Genomic DNA, 16,744 nt, shown 5'->3' with positions numbered 1-16,744 from the left:
GTGGTCATGGGTCCCTGTGTTCGCGGGGGGACGACAGCGGAGCTTGTCGCCGTCAGAACCGCGTCACGATGTCCGCGAGCGCCGGGCGCGGGCGGTCCTCGCTCGGCTTGGTCGGCTTGCCGATATGAATGAGGCCGGCGAGCTTCTCCTCCGGCTTCAAGCCGAAGCCGTCGAGCACGTCGCGGTCGAACATGAACCAGCCGGACAGCCAGCAGCCGCCATAGCCGAGCGCGGTCGCGGCGGTCAGGATGTTCATCGCGCTGGCGCCAGCCGAGAGCTCCTGCTCATAGGCCGGCACCTTCGGATGCGGCTTGGTGAAGCTGACGAGGCCGATCACCAGCGGCGCCTCCATGAAGCGGTTCTTCTCGACCTCGAGCTCGGCGGCGGTCGCCTGCGGGTGCGTCTTGGCGAACACCGATGCTATCACCTCGCCGGCGCGGCGGCGGCCGTCGCCCTCGAACACGATGAAGCGCCAGGGCGCGAGCTTGCCATGGTCCGGCACGCGGGCGCCGATGGTCAGGATGGTGTCGAGCTCGGCGGGCGAGGGGCCGGGACCGCTCATCTCGCGTGGCTTCACGGAGCGGCGGGTCTTGAGGAGTTCAATCGCGTCGGGCACGTCGGTGGGTCTCTGTTGCGTTTCGGGGCAGAGATAGCATGGGCCAGGGCCGGCAACGAGACCGCGGCACGGCGTTTTGATCGGTTCTCGGCTTTGCGCCGGCACTGCCGGTCGGCGGTCAGCCGTCCGCGCGAGCCAACCCCGCCGCGATTGTGGACCATCGGGCTGATCGGTAAAACGATGACGACACCGTCCGGCCCTGGCCGGCAAGCGCCCGGATTTGCCGTAGGAATGACCCCGCTGACACTGTCACCTGACGCCGTGCTCCGTCTTTGCAGCCAGCCTGGCTTTCCCGATGCGATGCGGGCCTCGGCCGCCGCGGCTGTCAACCTGTACCGCGGCGATCGTATCCTCAATGCGCTGTTGAGCGACCGGGCGCGGGCGCTGCTTCCCCATATCGTGCTGTACCTGCACTATGCCGGGCCGCGTGAGGGCGAGCGCGGACTGACCGTCGGCGCCATGAAGGACATGTGCGTGCGGCTCGATCTATGCAGCCCCGGCCGCTGCGAGGCGATGCTGGCGCTGATGCGTGCCGTCGGTCTCGTGGCGGCGGCCCCGCGTCAGGATCGACGGCGGCGGCCGCTGGTGCCGACCGAGCGGCTGATGGCGCTGCATCGTGAGCGCTGGGGCGGGCAGTTCGACGCCATGAGCGCCGTCATCCCGGCTGCTGTCGCCTATCGGGCGGCCTTGCGCGATTCCAGCTTCGTCAGGACCTTCGTGCGCGAGCTCGGCCAACGCTTCATCGCCGGGCTTCGCTTGCTCGACGGCGCGCCAGAGCTGGAGCCGTTTGCCGAGCGCACGGCCGGCATGGTCATTCTGTTCGGCCTGGCTTTGGCCGGCGCCGCGGACCGGCCGTTTCCGCCTGTGGACGCCGTGCCGTTGTCCATCAACGCTCTCGCGAAGCAGTTTTCGGTGTCGCGCAAGCACGTGCTGACGCTGCTGCGCGAAGCCGAGGCCAATGGACTTCTCAGACGTGGCGGCGCCGCGATGGACGCCATCACCATCCTGCCGCGCGGACGCGAGGCGCTCGCGCACATGATGGCAACGATGTTTATCTACATGGCAGAATGCGCCGAGATCGCGCTGCAGGCGGCGGGCAGGGAAGGGCGTGGGGCGGATGCTGCGGCCAGCCTGTCGGCGTAGCAGGCGTCGCCCGGCCGCCCGGGTCTCACGGGCCCTGGCAGAGAACCCGCATGTCGCTTGCGCCGAAGCCTGTTGGGCTTCGGCGGGCGCTCATGCGGGCTACGCCTCGTGCGGCCATTCAGGCCTCACGCCGCCTCGCGCTGGCGGCGCTGGACGTCCGGCGGCGTCGCCTCGTCGACCAAGGCGGCGATCGCGTCCGCCGTCGGCATCACGGTCTGGCCGTCGCGGCCGAGCCGGCGGACGGAGACCGAATGCGTCTCGGCCTCCTTCTTGCCGACGACGAGCAGAGCCGGGATCTTCTGCATCGAGTGCTCGCGGACCTTGTAGTTGATCTTCTCGTTGCGCAGATCGATTTCCGCCCGCAGCCCCGCCCGGCGCAACGCCGCCAGCACCTGCTTGGCGTATTCGTCGCCTTCCGAGGTGATGGTGGTGACAACGACCTGGGTCGGCGCCAGCCACAGCGGGAAGCTGCCGGCATAGTGCTCGATCAGGATGCCGATGAAGCGCTCCATCGAACCGCAGATCGCGCGATGCACCATGACCGGCGCCTTCTTGGCGCCGTCGGCGTCGATGTAGAAGGCGCCGAACCGTTCGGGCAGGTTGAAGTCGACCTGCGTGGTGCCGCACTGCCAGTCGCGGCCGATGGCGTCGCGCAGCACATATTCGAACTTCGGCCCGTAGAACGCGCCTTCGCCCGGGTTGATCTCGGTGCGGATGTTGTTGCGCTGCGCCTTGATCTCGTTCAGCACGGTGGCCATCACGCGCTCGGCATGATCCCACATCTCGTCGGTGCCGACGCGCTTCTCCGGCCGGGTCGACAGCTTCACCGTCAACTCGCCCTCGAAGCCGAAATCGGAATAGGTCGAGAGAATGAGATCGTTGATCTTCAGGCATTCCTCGGCGAGCTGATCCTCGGTGCAGAAGATGTGCGCGTCGTCCTGGGTGAAGCCGCGCACGCGCATCAAGCCGTGCATCGCGCCGGAGGCCTCGTAGCGGTGCACGACGCCGAATTCGGCGAGCCGCAGCGGCAGATCGCGATAGCTCTTCAGCCCATGCTTGAAGATCTGCACGTGACCCGGGCAGTTCATCGGCTTCAGCGCAAACCAGCGCTTGTCCTCGGCCTCGTCGCCGGCGGACTGCGCCGCGAACATGTTCTCGCGGTACCAGTTCCAGTGACCGGAGGTCTCCCACAGCGACTTGTCGAGGATCTGCGGCGCATTCACCTCGTCATACTCGCCGGCGAGGCGCCGCCGCATATAGGCGATCAGCGCCTGGAAGATGCTCCAGCCCTTGGGGTGCCAGAACACGACGCCCGGACCTTCCTCCTGGAAATGGAACAGATCGAGCTCGCGGCCGAGCTTGCGGTGGTCGCGCTTCTCCGCCTCCTCGATCTGCTTGAGGTAGGCGTCGAGCTGCTCCTGCCTGGCGAAGGCGGTGCCGTAGATGCGGGTCAGCATCGGATTGTTGGAATCGCCGCGCCAATACGCGCCCGCCACCTTCATCAGCTTGAAGGCGTTGCCGATCTTCCCCGTCGAGGTCATGTGCGGGCCGCGGCACAGATCGAACCAGTCGCCCTGGGAGTAGATCTTGATCGGCTCGTCGCCCGGAATGGCGTCGACCAGCTCGACCTTGAACGCCTCGCCCTTGTCGCGGAACACCTGCTTGGTCTTCTCGCGATCCCACACCTCCTTGGTGAAGGGCTTGTCGCGGCCGATGATCTCGCGCATCTTTTTCTCGATCGCGGCGAAATCCTCGGGGGTGAACGGCTCGTTGCGGAAGAAGTCGTAATAGAACCCGTTCTCGATGACAGGGCCGATCGTCACCTGGGTTCCCGGCCACAGCGACTGCACGGCCTCGGCGAGCACATGGGCGCAATCGTGCCGGATCAATTCCAACGCGCGCGGATCGTCGCGGTCGACGAGCTCGAGCTTGGCATCCTCGGTGATGGGGTCGTTGAGGTCGGCGAGGTCGCCGTTCAGCGCCATCGCGACGGTGCGCTTGGCGAGCGAGGGCGAGATGCCCTTGGCAATATCGAGGCCGGTGGTGCCCCGCGGATATTCGCGCTTGGCCCCGTCGGGGAAGGCGATCGTGATCTTCTCGACCGGGGCGGCGGGCTTCAGATTGCTGAGGCTGTACTGGAAGCCGGATTTGGAATGGTCGGATTTCGAATCGGGGGATTTCGAGTCAGGCATGTCTCTCTCCTTGAGCTCACTCCTGCGAACGAGCGCAGGTAAGCGGGAGCAAGCGGTATAGCAGGGGATTCGGAGGCTGCAACCCGGGGCAGGGCGGGAAAACCGGTCGATCCGACCCGGTGGGCCGCTGCGGAGATTGTCGCGGCGGGCTGGTATGATACAACTTCAAGTGTTTGGGATATGGGGACGCGTTGGCGATGGTGTCTGCAGGGGAGGCGCCGCTGTCTGTTTTCTTCCGGCGGGGCCGCATTCGGGTTGCAGCCGTGCTGATCGCGCTGATGTTGCCGGGCGCATCGCTGCAGGCGGCGGTCGCGCCGACGGGCAGATCCGCAGCGCCGGCCAGGTCAGCCGTCCAGGTCAGACCTGCGTCCCAGGCGAAGCCGGCCGATCAGGCCAAGCCAGCAATGCAGGCCAAGCCGGCGTCTCGACCGGCGGCGCCCGCGCGTCCGAGCGGGGATGGGGCCGCGGCGATTTCCTTTGCTCTCGTCAAAGGCGCGCCTGACGCCTGCGGACCGGGCTGCGACAGCTGGATCGCAGCCGAAGGCAAGATCGACAACAGCGCCGCGGCGCGTTTCCGCAAGTTCATGAAGCAGATCGGCGACCGTAAGCTGCCGATCTACTTCAACTCCCCAGGCGGCAATCTCGAGCAGGCGCTCGCAATCGGCAACATTCTGCGTGAGAAGAAGGCCACCGTCCGGGTGGGCCGCACCACCCTGCAAGAGTGTGGCTTTGAGCCCCAGGAGGGCGAGGCCTGCACCAGGTTGAAGCAATCCGGGCGCGAGCTGCACGGCGATGTCTGGACCCGCGGCGCGATCTGCAACTCGGCCTGTCCCTACCTCATCCTCGGCGCGTCCTCGCGCGAGATTGCTCCGGACGTCACGCTCGCGGTGCATTCGCCGCGGGTCATCCTGAACTTCACCGGCGGGGTGCCGAGCCGCGAGCTCAGGGCGCAGGCCATGCAGCGGGCGATGGAGCGCTCCGACAAGATGGTGCTCGGGTACATGGCTCGGCTCGGCGCGGACCCGGGTCTGCTGACGGTGGCGCGATCGGTGCCGTTCGAGGGCATGCGCATCCTGACCCGGGAGGAGATCGCGCGGTTTGCGCTCGATCGCCGCGACCGTGTGGAAAGCTCCTGGATGTTCGAGGCCGCTGCCCGGGGCATTGTCTACAAGACCATTCTTTCGCGCCAGGACGGCGAGACCTCGTTCCGTACCATGCGGCTGCAGCTGGTCTGCTTCGACCAGGATCGCTTCGAGCTGGATGTCGAGCGCAACGCGCCCACCGGACTTGGCGGTGCCGGCCTGGTCTTGGCGAGCGGCAATGCCAAGCTCAACTTCCTGTGGCCGCCGCGACGGTCCGGCGACCGCGAAACCTGGGGCGTCTTCCTGAACGCTGGTCAGATCAGGGCGTTGGCCGCGGCGCCGCTGGTCGAGTTCGGCGATGCCGGAGCGAATGCTGCGCGTCCCAAGCTCGGGCCGTTCCCTGTTGCCAGCGACGGGCTGCAGAGCGCGCTGAAGCGGCTGGCGGACACCTGTCCGCCGTCAAAAGCGGTCGCTCAACCGCCCGGGGCGGCGGTTCCCCGGACGCAAGGCTCGTCCCCACAGGCGGCGGCTCAGCCGGCGCCATGAGTGCGATCGAAGAGAATGTCATGGCCGCCATGAAACAATTTCATGCAGGTGCATGAAATTTTCTGCTATTGAAGTGCGATGACGTCCCATCAAACTTCCCCCCGCTTCGCCCCGACGGCACTGATGCTCGGCAACATCGTCACCGGCTGTTCGGTGCTCGCGCCCGCCGGCATGTTGCCCGAACTCGCCGCCGGTCTCGGGATCGGCATTCACACCGCGGGCCTGCTGATCACCTTCGGGGCGGTGGTGCTCTGCATCTGTTCGCCTTTGACGGCGTGGCTCACCAGCCGCTTCGATCGCCGCCTGCTGCTGGCGGCGACCCTGCTCGTGCTGACCCTGGGCAATCTCGGGTCTGCATTCGTGCCGGACTATGCAGGCCTGCTCGCACTGCGGTTGCTGATGCTGGCGGTCGGTGCGCTGTATACGCCGCAGGCCGCGGGCACCGCAGCCTTGATCAGCCCGGTGGAGACACGCGGCAGCACCATCGCTTATGTGTTTCTCGGCTGGTCGCTGGCGGCCGCCGTCGGACTGCCGCTGATCACCTTCATCGGCAGCCATTCCGGCTGGCGGGCGGCCTATCTCGCGGTGGGGGCGGCCGGCGCGATCAGCCTGCTGCTGCTGACATGGCGCCTGCCATCGGGCTTGAAAGGCGCGCCCGTCGCGCTCAAGACCTGGACCGAGCTCGCCCGCAACCGCATGGTCGTGCTGCTGCTTCTGATTACGACGCTGCAGATGTCAGGACAGTTCGTCATCTTCACCTTCATGGGACCGCTGTTGAACAGGCTGACCGGTGCCGATGCCAACCAGGTCGGGCTGGTGTTCGCGATCTACGGGGCCTGCGGCTTCCTCGGTGTCGTCATTGCCACCCGGATCGTCGACGGCTGGGGGGCCTATCGGACGTCGCTCCTGTTCAGTTGTCTTCTGTTCGCAGGAATCGCGGTCTGGACCCTCGGCGCGGGATCCTATTCCCTCATGGCGGTTGCCGTGGCGATCTGGGGCCTGGGCTTTGCGTCCACCAATTCCATGCAGCAGGTCCGCCTCGTGGCGGCGGCCCCGCCGCTGGCGTCAGCCTCTGTCTCGCTCAACACCTCCGTGCTCTATATCGGCCAGGCGATCGGTTCCGCGCTCGGCGGCAGCCTGTTCGCGCGCGGTTGGCTCGATGCCACCGGCTATGCCGCGATGGGCTTCGCAATGCTGGCGCTGCTCGCCATCCTGGCCAGCCGGCCGCGGCTGCCCGTTGCCGTCCTGGCCTGAAGTCCCCCGCGATCAGCGGCTTGGCGCTTGGCAAAACCGGTCGGACCGGATTAAAGCCGCTGTGGTGGGAGGCTGTGGGGCGGAGATGGCGCCAGAGGAGGCGGATCATCTCGACCGGGTCGATCTCGCGCGCCCACGGTTTGGATGAAAGAGACATGGCATGAAAAAGACGATATTGAGCCTTGCCGCAGCGCTGTTTTGCACCTCTGCGCTGGCCCAGAACGCGCCGATGGTCGGTGATCGCCCGCTGGTGCAGGTCAAGCCGAAAGGTGCGAAGACCGCGGCCGCCGCGCCGGCCAAGCCGCAATCGGCCGCAGTGAAGCTCCAGGCGTGCCTGGAGATCGACGACGGAACCAAAGAGCGGTTGAACTGCTATGACGCCGTGATCCCGCCGGCCGCCAAGCCGAAGGCGATGAAGGCGAAGACGGTGGCCGACTGCAAGTTCACCAAGGAGGAGGACGAGCGGCTGGCCTGCTTCAATGGTTTCGTCGAGAACATGCCGAAGCTGCCCAAGACGTGATGCCAGGTCCGGGGAGGGCGAGGCCTCCCCGGCAAGAGGTTGGCCGCATTGTGAGGCGCGCGGGGCGAGCCGAACTACTTGTCAAGCTAAGAAAACGCAAGATTGTGCGGGCGCGCGCCCGCCGGTGATATGGCCTCCCGTAACGACGAGGGTTCGGAGGCTGCCCCGTGATAGAGCGGCCTATACTTGCCGTCTTCGGCGTCTCGAAGACCTATCCGAGCAGGCATGGTGCGCTGCCGGTTCTTCAGGACGTCTCTCTGGTGGTCTGCCGATCTGAATTGTGCGCGATCAAGGGGGCGTCCGGCTCCGGCAAGAGCACCTTGATGAGCCTGATCGGGTTGCTGGATCGACCGGACGCGGGTCGGATCGAAATTACCGGCCTCAGGGTGGACCGCCTCGGTGCGGACGAGCAGGCCAGGCTGCGCAATCGGCTGATTGGCTTCGTCTTCCAATCGTTCAATTTGCTCCCGGGGCTTTCGGCGCTTGAAAATGTCGCGCTCCCCCTGCTGTACCGCGGCGTGTCACGACCTGCGCGCCGGGACATTGCGAGATCCGCTCTGGCGCGGGTGGGTCTCCAAGACCGGATCGACCACCGCCCGAACCAGATGTCTGGAGGGCAGTGCCAGCGCGTCGCCATCGCGCGCGCGTTGGCAGGGCAACCGGCCGTCATTTTGGCCGATGAGCCGACCGGGAGCCTCGATACAGCGACATCCGAGAGCATCATGAATCTGTTTCTCGATCTCAACAGGAATCACGGGACCACGATCATTCTGGTGACGCACGATCCGACGGTGGCCGCGCGCTGTCCGCGTCGAATCGTCGTGAGTGACGGTCGCGTCGTCGACGACAATCGCGATGAGCTGCGCGATGCAGGACCCTGTTGAGGGGACCGAGGTATCGACGTCTCCGCTGCTGCTGGAGCTCATCAGAGAGGCGATCGCCGACGTGCATCTCCTCAGAGGCCGAGCGCTGCTGGCACTGATTGGAATCGCAATCGGGACCGCCGCGGTGATTGCGATGCTTCACATTGGGCACACGGCACGCGTCGAGTCGATGCGTCGTTTCCAATCCCTGGGAATTGACCGGTTGAGCATCGTTGCGGTGGGGACGGCAACCCGGCTCCCGGCCATTCCGGAGAGCTTCGTCCACATGCTGTTGCAGCCGTCTTTTGGAATCGCAAGCGCAGCTCCGATCGTCAGCGCCGGGACGACGCTTCATGTCGGGCGCCAACGCATTGGTGCGACCCTTATCGCATCCAATGATCAGTTGTTCGAACTGGCAAAGGCGGACTTTGCGCGCGGGCGTGCGATCTCGGACCTCGATGGATTTGCGCCGTTCGTGGTTCTTGGAGCTGGTATTGCCCGGGAGGTGCGAGCTGCGACAGGGCAGGAGCCCGGTCCGGGAGATCAGATCAGGATTCAGGATCAGATCATGACGGTCGTCGGTGTTCTTGAGCCGACGGAACAGAACTTCGTCCTCAACCTCGATCTGAGCCGGTCCGTCGTCATTCCGCTGATGGCTGCGCGGCGCTTGGTGCCGGCGTCGGCCGTTTCGATCTCGCGCATTGCTGCGAAGTTTTCGGCAGGGGTCGACGGTGCTGTCGCGAGTTCGGCGATCGCTGCGGCCTTTCGGCAGCAAGTGCCGCAGGGCGGCGCGCTGCAGATCCAGACCGCGCGGCAACTGATTGCCAGTGTCGACGAGCAGGTGCGGATCTACAGCCTGCTGCTGCTTGCGATTGGCGCCGTCTCTTTGATCGTCGGAGGCGTCGGAGTCATGAACGTGATGCTGATGAGTGTCATGGAGCGGCGGCGCGAAATCGGCGTCAGGATCGCGATCGGCGCCCGGCAGCAGGACATCGTGGTGATGTTCCTGACCGAGTCGATGTTGTTGTCGGCGATCGGCGCCGTCGTGGGGACGATCATCGGCTCGGCCGTCGGATTTGCCTTCGCAAAGATCAGCGGCTGGACATTCTGCCCGGCATGGGCCGCCCTGCCTCTCGGCGTCGGGATGAGCGTCTGTGTCGGGCTGTTCTTCGGTCTTTATCCGGCCGTCAGAGCCGCCAACCTCAATCCCATCGATGCGTTGCGAGCGGAATGACATGGTGCTCAGGCCGCCAGCCGCGTCGTTCCGCCATCCCCGCAGCCGGCGCGCGCCGCATGGCTTTGCCCGGCTTGGACTCCGCGCGCTGGTTCTGGGCGTGACCGTCAGCGCCTGGTGTCAGGCGGCGCCGGCCGAGGGGGCGGGAGCCCAGGCGCATCGGTCCAGCCGTCCACCTCCGATGCCGCAGAAGCGCGCCGCCGATGAGCAGGACAGTCCGATCAAGGGCGCCACGCTGACGCTCGCCGACGCCGTCTTTCTCGGACTGCGCGACAACCGCGCCATCAGGAGCGCCTATATCGACAGGATCGCGCAGAAATTCGATCTTCGCGTCGCTGAGGATCGTTTCTCACCGCAATTGGGCGTGTCCGGATCGGCGGTACGCCAGTCGATCGGTGCGATCGGCACCAGCACCGTTCAAGTCTCGCCGGGGGCCAGTATCTTGCTGCCGACCGGCGCGACTCTCGGCTTCGCATGGAACACCTCCTTCACCGACGTCGCGGGGACCCAGACGCGACGATCGACCGCCGACGTGACGATCAGCCAGCCTCTGCTGCGCGGCGGAGGCACCGAGGTCACCATGGCGCCGCTCGGAATCGCGCGCCTGACCGAACGGATCAATCGGCTCAATCTCAAGCGGACGGTCTCGAACACGATCGGGCAGGTCATTCTTGCTTACCGCAGTCTGCTGCAGGCGCAGGAAAGCTGGCAATTGGCGCAGAATTCGCTGAAGCGCGCCCGCGAGCTCGTCGACGTGAATCGGTCGCTGATCCAGGCCGGCCGCATGGCGGCGGTCGAGATCGTCCAGAGCGAGGCCAATGTCGAGAACCAGCAGATCCGCGTGCTCGCCGCGGCCAGGAGCATCGAGATCGCGCGTTTGAATCTGCTGCAATTGCTGTCGATCGATCTGGGGACTGCGGTGATCGCGGGAGAGAGCACCAGCCCTGAGCGCCTCCGCCCCGATCTGCGCAACGTCATGCGGATCGCGTTGTCGGAGCGACCTGACTTCCTCGGGCAGCTCTGTGTGGTGGAGCAGAACAGGCTCGGTCTCACCGTCGCTGAGAACCAGAAGCTGTGGGACCTCTCGGTTTTCGCCAGCGGCAGCTTCGGCGGCAGAACAGTCACCAGCGCTGCGGCCAAAGACAGCCAGCGCATCGCCGATGGGGTCATCGGCGTGCAGTTCAACATGCCGCTGACCGGACTGCAGCGCGAGCAGCCGGCCGTACAGGCCTCGACCGCACTGCGAACCTCCGAACTGCAACTCGCCGCGATCCGGCAGGGTGTCGAGCTTCAGGTGCGCTCAGCGGTGACCGATATCGAGATGTCCTGGAGTCAGCTCGAAGTGGCAAGAAAGGCCCGCACTCTGGCTGAACGCGCGCTCGCCATCGAGAACGAAAAGCTCCGGGCCGGCCGGTCGTCGGCGTTTCAGATCCGCGCGTTGGAGGCCGATCTTCGCGATGCCGAGCAGCAGCAGCTGAACTCCGCCATCGCTTACCTCAACGCTCTGACCACGCTCGACATGGCCCTCGGAACGACGCTGAAGACATGGCACATCGATCTCGCGGACTAGAACTCCGCGACCCAATCGCCGGACCTGTTCCGCTGCTGCACGATGCCGATCCGGGGACCCGCTCCGGGCCATTCGCCGCAAGCGCGAGCTCGCCTCGGGGCCGGCACGGCTTGATCATGGCCGGCGCTGCGCTGCTCATCCTGAGCGCCGCTGCCGCATGGCTGGGAGCGCCCTGGGGCAACAAGGCTGGCAGCACCGCGCCGCCATCCCCGGCGCTGCGGTCGGTCCGGGTCTCGGCCGGGACGGCGACCCGACAGCTCGTGGCCATGGGCACCGTGGCGCCTGCGCGGAGCGTCGCCGTTACGGCGCCCTATGACGGTTCGATCGCTGAGAAGAAGGTCGCGCTCGGTGACACCGTCGCCGAACGGGACGTTCTGATTGTCATGAATGCGGAGGACATCCAGAGCCGGGGGCGGGAAGCCAGGTCGGCGACCTTGAAGGCTGCCATTGCGCTCGACGCGTTGACGCATTGGGAGGCCGGACCCGAGGTGACGCGCGCCAGGCGAGGCGTGGAGGCTGCCCGGACCGTGCTCGCCCGGCTCGAGCGCAAGGTAAACGACACCAGGCAACTCTACGACCGCGGGATCGTCTCGCGGGTCGAGTTCGAGGCGGCCGAGCAGGAGCGCGACAATCAAGCATTCACCGTCGCGACGGCGGAGCAGGACCTGACCGCGACCCTGGCGCGGGGCGGGGCCGATTCCCGGCGTCTCGCCGAACTCGAGCTGGAAAATGCGAAGGCGAGATTGGCGGACGTTCAGCGTCAGGCGGACGGCACGATTGTCCGTGCGCCGGTTGCCGGCGTGATCGTGAAGCCGCCAACGGTCAATGCGAGCGGAGCGGTGCCGCAGACCGTCGAAACCGGCGCACGCGTCCAGCGGGGCCAAACGCTGTTCTCGGTCGCCGACCTGTCGAGCCTGATCGTGGACGGCAAGGTCGACGAAATCGACGTCAATCAAATCCGCATCGGCCAATCTGTCGCCATTTCCAGCGATGCATTTCCGGGTCTTCCCCTGCGAGGACATGTTGTGGGCGTCAGCTCCGAAGCAACCCAGGACAGCGCCAATCAAACCGCGATGTTCAACGTTCGTGTTCTGATCGACGACACCAAGAAGGACGACATCCGGATCGGAATGTCCGCGCGCATGACCATCGAGCTGGATGCTCGGCCGGGAGCGCTGTTCGTTCCGATCGGGGCCGTCCGGCGCGGCCCATCCGGCGCAACAACCGTGAAGCTGATCGATTCGACGTCAGGACAAGCGCAGGAGCGTTCAGTTCGGCTCGGGGTGACGACGCCGACATCGGTGCAGATTCTCTCCGGGCTGGAGGACGGAGATGTCGTGGCGGTCGAGTGAGGCAGCCAACGAGCTCATTGCGCGGAGGGAGCCCGTTCGCGAGAAGAGCCTGCTCGCAATGTCATGGTCTGCAGAGCGGCTGTCGATACGGCCCAGGTGCCCAGCATGAGACGCCCGAATTCCGGCTTGGCAACGGCGATCTCACGGGGCTCCCAGCCGACACGGCGATAAATGCGGGTCATCCCGGAGGTGTACAGCCCGATGACCTCGCGAATGCCGTTGGCAAGCGCGAATTCACAGAGCCCGATCATGAGCTCTGAGGAGACTGCATTTGGCTTCGATGACGTCTGGTCGCCGTGAACGCAAAACCGGGTGCATTCCAGGATCTCCGCGCTCCGAATGACAATGGGAGGTGAGAAGAAATCGCGGAATTCGTTGTCCAGCATCGTTTCGCCGACAGCGCGGAGCAGGCGCAACGAGCCGACCACCTGTCCGGCGCTGTCGATGGCCATGAGATAGATGGTCCGCTCGTGCTCATCGTAGCGGTCCATTTCGCGGCCGTCTCTGACGACCACCCGCCATCGGAGGCGTTCATGGAACACTTTGGCGCGGCCGCGAAACATTTGATCGAACCAGGCGGGAACGCGCGGCTCATCTGCTCTCGTGAGAATCTCGATCATCAGATACTGACCAAGTCCTGTCGTGACCGAGTCCTGTCGTGACTAAGTCCAGGCGTGACCAAGTCCAGGCGTGACCAAGTCCAGGCGATAGATGGGGTCGCGTTGCCGGATCGGACCAAAGAGCAATCGATTGAATCGGTTCGTTTTGGCAACGGTCGACACATCACGCGTCCGAGGTCTGCTCGTCGCGCCGTTGCAGCGGATCAGGCGCGGATGAGATCGAGGCTGATGGCTTTGGCAATCCCCTGCGTCAGCGTGGTGCATTCGAGCTTGGTCCGCGCGGTCTGCAGATAGAGCCTGACAGCTGTCGTGGAAACGCGCAGATCGGCGGCAATCTGCTTCGGTGCGAAGCCGCGGGCCGCCAGCTGAAGCGTCTCGCGTTCTCGGCGCGATAGCGGGCGTCCCATCCCCGGAAGATCGCGCATGCCGCTGAGCCGCACGGCCTGATCGTGAAAGAAATACGCGATGATCATGAAGTCACGCATCATCGCGAGACGCGTGGTCTGCCATTGGCCAGCAGAGAGATTGCTCGTCAGCGAAAACAACGCGCGCTCTCCATGAGGACCGCGGATCGGAATGGTCATGCCGTTGCGGCCGACGCCGAACGATCGGGCTTCACGGAAGAACGCGCGCACGTCGGCCTCGCCGCTCTCGAGGTTGCTCCAGTCGAGCGGAAGCAGGCTCGCCAGGCCGTGTTTGATCACGGGATCGATCTGGAAGTAGTCCTGGGTCTTGTAGCGTTGGACCCATTCGGCGTCATAGGTGAGCAGCAAGAGCGGATTCGGTTCCTCCGTCCGGGGCAAGTGTCGCGCATTGTAGACGAGATGTGCGAGCTCATATTCGTGACGGGTTTCTGACAGCACGTTCGAGAGCTCGCTCAAGGAGGTGGTCCGCACAATTCGTTCACATGCCGATTCGCATTTGCAACTCATCGTTTTCCTGCCTGTAAGCGCATTTTTCTCAAGCGTAGATGTGGCTCGCGCTGCTGAATGCAATGTTAGTAGATGAAGCTTTGCGGTGACAAGATCGAACGGTGATGACTTCTGCGTTAGACTGCAATCGATCGGAGTCGCGAGCACAGTTGCTTCAACCGTCGGTTGATTATTTATGGAGCTGTGCCGGGTGCGAGTTTGATGCGGATACAAGGGCGTTGCGATAGGCGAACGAACGCGTTGGCATACAAGATGATGTCGATGTCGGAATCACAAGCGCTGAATGCGTGTATTGAACTGTTCAGCTTTGCAGAGGAACCGCGTTCCATGGCACCGTTTGAGTGTCAAGTTGATAAAACCTAAGATTGAGTGATGAAGGTCCGGCGTGTCTATTCGCCGCGTCGATTTGAAGGTCTTGGTGTTGGTCTCATTCTCTTTCTGCCCGCGTCGGCCAATCGAGTCGATCAGATCGGCGAAACGCCGGATGGCAGTTCATGGAATGGCGTTTTCTCCGAGGTCGGATATCGACATGAGATCAGCGCAAGGTGGACCTTAGGAGAGTTAAATGAACAAGTATGGATCGAGACGGGCGTGCGTTGCGGCTCTGGCGGCCGCGATCGCAGTTGCCGGTGCTGGCAGCGCGTCGTCACAATCGGCGCAGACGGTAAGCGTCAACTACACGGTGACGAATTCGTTTGGGGCGGCTATTACTCTGGATACGTCGAGCTGCACGCCGAGCACCACCTTCTCCCCGCCGGCAAGCATCGCCAGCGGCGCCACGGTGACGTTCAGCGCATCAGCAGCTTCGAGCGATCTGCAATGTTCGGTCAGCTATCAGAACGGCGCGAACGGTTGTCGGTTCGACTTGCAGTATCAGTCCCAGGGGCCATTCGGACCATTCCCGGTCGCCCTCGTGTCGGTCTCCGCCTATAAGGGGACCGGTGGTCGTCCGAATTGCAGCGGAAATGGAACGACGGGCACCAACGCGGCGTCCGGCACCTTCACGATGCAGTAGCGTGCACGATGCAGTAGCGTGCACGATTCAGTAAGCGTGCACGTACAGTAGCGCGGACGAGTCGTTCCGACGCTGGATTGAAGTCAGGGAGCGCGGCAAGGTCTGGCCTGCCGCGTTCCGCTTGTGGAATTTGCATGCAACTCCAAACCGCGCCACATTGCGTGCACGCGCTATATGGCGGCTATATGGCGTGAATTGCCTCTCGGCGCCGATCTCTGAGTGGTGGCAATCCTTGTTCGGTGTTCGGTGATTTCTTTTGAGAGATGCCTTTATCTGCGTTCGAAAGTCTCTGTTCGAAATCTCTCTTCGAAGCCTGCAGCGTGTGTCAGCGATCTCAGCTCATGCTTGAGCGTCTGTGCGGGGCATTTATCTCGCGTCGTTATCTGTTGCGCGTCTCAGGCGTGCTCGCGGCAATCCGGATGGGTGGCTGCGCCGCCGCCATTTTCGTCAGTACGTCCTTGATCGGAAGTCGCGTCCACGCCTGCGTGACATAATCCCGATGCGTCATGGTTTCATCGGTCTCGACAAAGACGACGCTGCCCGGACGCAGTGGCCGATCCTGCCCCTTGAGAACGTCGCCTTCGAGAACGTCGATGCCCCGGCTGCGCAGCATGGCCATCAATTCTTGATCGTGGTGCGCGGTATAGCGGGTGTAGGAGCTGATAAAGAAGCCTGAGCGATGGCGCTCGATCCAATTGGCGAATTTATCGAGTTGGCCGTACACCGCGTCGAGCAGCACGACGCCGCGCACACGGTCGCTGATGCCGCCGACCTCGAGGCTCCAGGCCGTCGGCAGGAAGCCGCCGCTATAGCCGACGATCACGATCGGCATGCTGGCGAAGGTCTTGACGTTCGCCGGATCTCCGGTCAGGCGGGCGAGATGCACCGCGGCCTCATCCATGAAGCGCTTGAGGCCGCCGGGCTGCCAAAATTTGCCAGCGCTCGAATCGGCGGCGTCGACGGCCATTTGCGGGGCGAGCAGCACCGCATTGACGCCGGAGTCGGTGATCTGCTGCGGCACCATCTGCCGGTCGCGCACGTCGCGCTCCAGCGTGGCCCCATTGCCGTGGAAGAACACCACGATCACGCCGGGCTTGCGGGCGTCGAATCGTTCGGGGACATGCACCAGCACGCGGTTGTCGTTGTAGGTCTGGTCCTGCCAGTAGACCCGCCCCGAAAAGCTGCGGTGGCCGCGGCGGTCGCCGCTCGACACGTTGAGGAAGGGGGCGTCGGAGGCCGGATTGTTGCCGAAATAGGGAAAGGCCGACGACGCCATGCTGACGAGCGTGGTGACGTTGTCGCGCTGGGGAGGCGCCGGCGCCTGCGGTTCGAGCGACACAAGCTGAGCGGGCGGCGGCTTGGGCGCAAATTCAGCTTGTGTGTGAAGCGCGAGGCTTTCGCTCGCCGTTGGAAAGCGATCGCGAAATTCGGGGGGCGGGAAGCGCTGTTCGAAGGTGAACTCGCTGGCTGGCGCGGCATTGGCGGCCAGCGCTGCGGGCTCGGGCGCCTGGCTGCCTTGTGTCAACGAGAGGCCGAGTGTCAGGCCCAGGCCGAGCGCCGCAGCAGCGGCGCCAAGGGTTGCGCGTCGAGAGGGGGGAGTCGAGCGGGGGGCACGCAGACGCGGCCGCGCTGCGGCGCGCTGCTGCTGACATCCCGACGATCTCGAACCGGTCCCGACCATGCGTCCCCAGGAAACGGGCCGGATGTCGGCCCGCAGACAACGGTTTCGCTCAATTTGCGCCGGCGTCATTGAGGTTGCGTTAAGGATACCCTGGCGCAGCACCGACGACACACCACGCGATTGT

At 64.7% G+C, this 16,744-nt stretch carries 14 protein-coding genes; 9 read left to right on the top strand and 5 right to left on the bottom strand.

Annotated features, from left to right (window positions below; translation table 11 throughout):
- Nucleotides 1–52: 52 nt before the first annotated feature.
- The gene (locus BBTA_RS24365; protein WP_012045165.1) at nucleotides 53–616 is read right to left on the bottom strand and encodes a nitroreductase; all 564 of its coding nucleotides are present in this window, start codon (nucleotides 614–616) and stop codon (nucleotides 53–55) included.
- Between the two features lie 231 nt (nucleotides 617–847).
- On the opposite strand from BBTA_RS24365, the gene BBTA_RS24360 reads away from it, so the two are divergent.
- Nucleotides 848–1,759 carry a hypothetical protein gene (locus BBTA_RS24360; RefSeq protein WP_041750864.1) on the top strand — a complete coding sequence of 304 codons (912 nt, stop codon included), beginning with the start codon at nucleotides 848–850 and terminating at the stop codon, nucleotides 1,757–1,759.
- 125 nt (nucleotides 1,760–1,884) lie between these two features.
- Here the strand turns inward: BBTA_RS24360 and thrS are convergent, their stop codons facing one another.
- Nucleotides 1,885–3,951 (bottom strand): threonine--tRNA ligase, encoded by a 2,067-nt coding sequence (gene thrS / locus BBTA_RS24355; RefSeq protein WP_012045163.1) that lies wholly within the window; start codon nucleotides 3,949–3,951, stop codon nucleotides 1,885–1,887.
- 404 nt (nucleotides 3,952–4,355) lie between these two features.
- Here thrS and BBTA_RS24350 point away from each other — a divergent pair, with 404 nt between their 5' ends.
- The 7 genes from BBTA_RS24350 (at nucleotide 4,356) to BBTA_RS24320 (ending at nucleotide 12,372) form a co-directional block, all read left to right on the top strand.
- The gene (locus BBTA_RS24350) at nucleotides 4,356–5,579 is read left to right on the top strand and encodes a hypothetical protein (protein WP_012045162.1); all 1,224 of its coding nucleotides are present in this window, start codon (nucleotides 4,356–4,358) and stop codon (nucleotides 5,577–5,579) included.
- 78 nt (nucleotides 5,580–5,657) lie between these two features.
- The gene (locus BBTA_RS24345) at nucleotides 5,658–6,833 is read left to right on the top strand and encodes an MFS transporter (RefSeq protein WP_012045161.1); all 1,176 of its coding nucleotides are present in this window, start codon (nucleotides 5,658–5,660) and stop codon (nucleotides 6,831–6,833) included.
- 160 nt (nucleotides 6,834–6,993) lie between these two features.
- The gene (locus tag BBTA_RS24340; protein ID WP_012045160.1) at nucleotides 6,994–7,353 is read left to right on the top strand and encodes a hypothetical protein; all 360 of its coding nucleotides are present in this window, start codon (nucleotides 6,994–6,996) and stop codon (nucleotides 7,351–7,353) included.
- A gap of 167 nt (nucleotides 7,354–7,520) precedes the next feature.
- Nucleotides 7,521–8,237: an ABC transporter ATP-binding protein gene (locus BBTA_RS24335; RefSeq protein WP_012045159.1), complete on the top strand. Its 717-nt coding sequence runs from the start codon at nucleotides 7,521–7,523 to the stop codon at nucleotides 8,235–8,237.
- Nucleotides 8,209–9,450 (top strand): ABC transporter permease, encoded by a 1,242-nt coding sequence (locus tag BBTA_RS24330; RefSeq protein WP_049795399.1) that lies wholly within the window; start codon nucleotides 8,209–8,211, stop codon nucleotides 9,448–9,450. The genes BBTA_RS24335 and BBTA_RS24330 overlap by 29 nt, the downstream gene beginning before the upstream one ends.
- A gap of 1 nt (nucleotide 9,451) precedes the next feature.
- Entirely contained in the window at nucleotides 9,452–11,020 is a 1,569-nt protein-coding gene (locus BBTA_RS24325) for a TolC family protein (protein ID WP_012045157.1), read from the top strand.
- 116 nt (nucleotides 11,021–11,136) lie between these two features.
- Entirely contained in the window at nucleotides 11,137–12,372 is a 1,236-nt protein-coding gene (locus BBTA_RS24320; protein WP_012045156.1) for an efflux RND transporter periplasmic adaptor subunit, read from the top strand.
- 14 nt (nucleotides 12,373–12,386) lie between these two features.
- On the opposite strand, the gene BBTA_RS24315 is transcribed toward BBTA_RS24320, so the two are convergent.
- Both BBTA_RS24315 and BBTA_RS24310 read right to left on the bottom strand, forming a co-directional pair.
- Nucleotides 12,387–12,992 (bottom strand): acyl-homoserine-lactone synthase, encoded by a 606-nt coding sequence (locus BBTA_RS24315; protein WP_012045155.1) that lies wholly within the window; start codon nucleotides 12,990–12,992, stop codon nucleotides 12,387–12,389.
- Nucleotides 12,993–13,195: 203 nt separating this feature from the next.
- Complete coding sequence (locus BBTA_RS24310) at nucleotides 13,196–14,071, bottom strand: LuxR family transcriptional regulator (protein ID WP_244424098.1); 876 nt, start codon at nucleotides 14,069–14,071, stop codon at nucleotides 13,196–13,198.
- Nucleotides 14,072–14,489: 418 nt separating this feature from the next.
- On the opposite strand from BBTA_RS24310, the gene BBTA_RS40245 reads away from it, so the two are divergent.
- On the top strand, nucleotides 14,490–14,939 hold the full coding sequence (locus BBTA_RS40245) for a hypothetical protein (protein WP_012045152.1): 450 nt from the start codon (nucleotides 14,490–14,492) through the stop codon (nucleotides 14,937–14,939).
- A gap of 379 nt (nucleotides 14,940–15,318) precedes the next feature.
- Here the strand turns inward: BBTA_RS40245 and BBTA_RS24300 are convergent, their stop codons facing one another.
- A complete protein-coding gene (locus BBTA_RS24300) occupies nucleotides 15,319–16,464 on the bottom strand; it encodes an alpha/beta hydrolase (protein ID WP_012045151.1) in 1,146 nt (381 codons plus the stop codon).
- Nucleotides 16,465–16,744 lie beyond the last annotated feature (280 nt).

The organism is Bradyrhizobium sp. BTAi1 (assembly GCF_000015165.1).
Classification (GTDB): Bacteria; Pseudomonadota; Alphaproteobacteria; order Rhizobiales; family Xanthobacteraceae; genus Bradyrhizobium; species Bradyrhizobium denitrificans.
Note: the sequence above shows the minus strand (reverse complement) of the source record. Positions and strands in the feature narration are given on the sequence as shown.

Bases quoted from the DNA above. Each gene is read 5' to 3' on its own strand.
- BBTA_RS24360 (WP_041750864.1), top strand. From the start codon at position 848: ATGACCCCGCTGACACTGTCACCTGACGCCGTGCTCCGTCTTTGCAGC.
- thrS (WP_012045163.1), bottom strand. From the start codon at position 3,951: ATGCCTGACTCGAAATCCCCCGATTCGAAATCCGACCATTCCAAATCC.
- BBTA_RS24350 (WP_012045162.1), top strand. From the start codon at position 4,356: ATGCAGGCCAAGCCGGCGTCTCGACCGGCGGCGCCCGCGCGTCCGAGC.
- BBTA_RS24345 (WP_012045161.1), top strand. From the start codon at position 5,658: ATGACGTCCCATCAAACTTCCCCCCGCTTCGCCCCGACGGCACTGATG.
- BBTA_RS24340 (WP_012045160.1), top strand. From the start codon at position 6,994: ATGAAAAAGACGATATTGAGCCTTGCCGCAGCGCTGTTTTGCACCTCT.
- BBTA_RS24330 (WP_049795399.1), top strand. From the start codon at position 8,209: ATGAGCTGCGCGATGCAGGACCCTGTTGAGGGGACCGAGGTATCGACG.
- BBTA_RS24325 (WP_012045157.1), top strand. From the start codon at position 9,452: ATGGTGCTCAGGCCGCCAGCCGCGTCGTTCCGCCATCCCCGCAGCCGG.
- BBTA_RS24320 (WP_012045156.1), top strand. From the start codon at position 11,137: ATGGCCGGCGCTGCGCTGCTCATCCTGAGCGCCGCTGCCGCATGGCTG.
- BBTA_RS24315 (WP_012045155.1), bottom strand. From the start codon at position 12,992: ATGATCGAGATTCTCACGAGAGCAGATGAGCCGCGCGTTCCCGCCTGG.
- BBTA_RS40245 (WP_012045152.1), top strand. From the start codon at position 14,490: ATGAACAAGTATGGATCGAGACGGGCGTGCGTTGCGGCTCTGGCGGCC.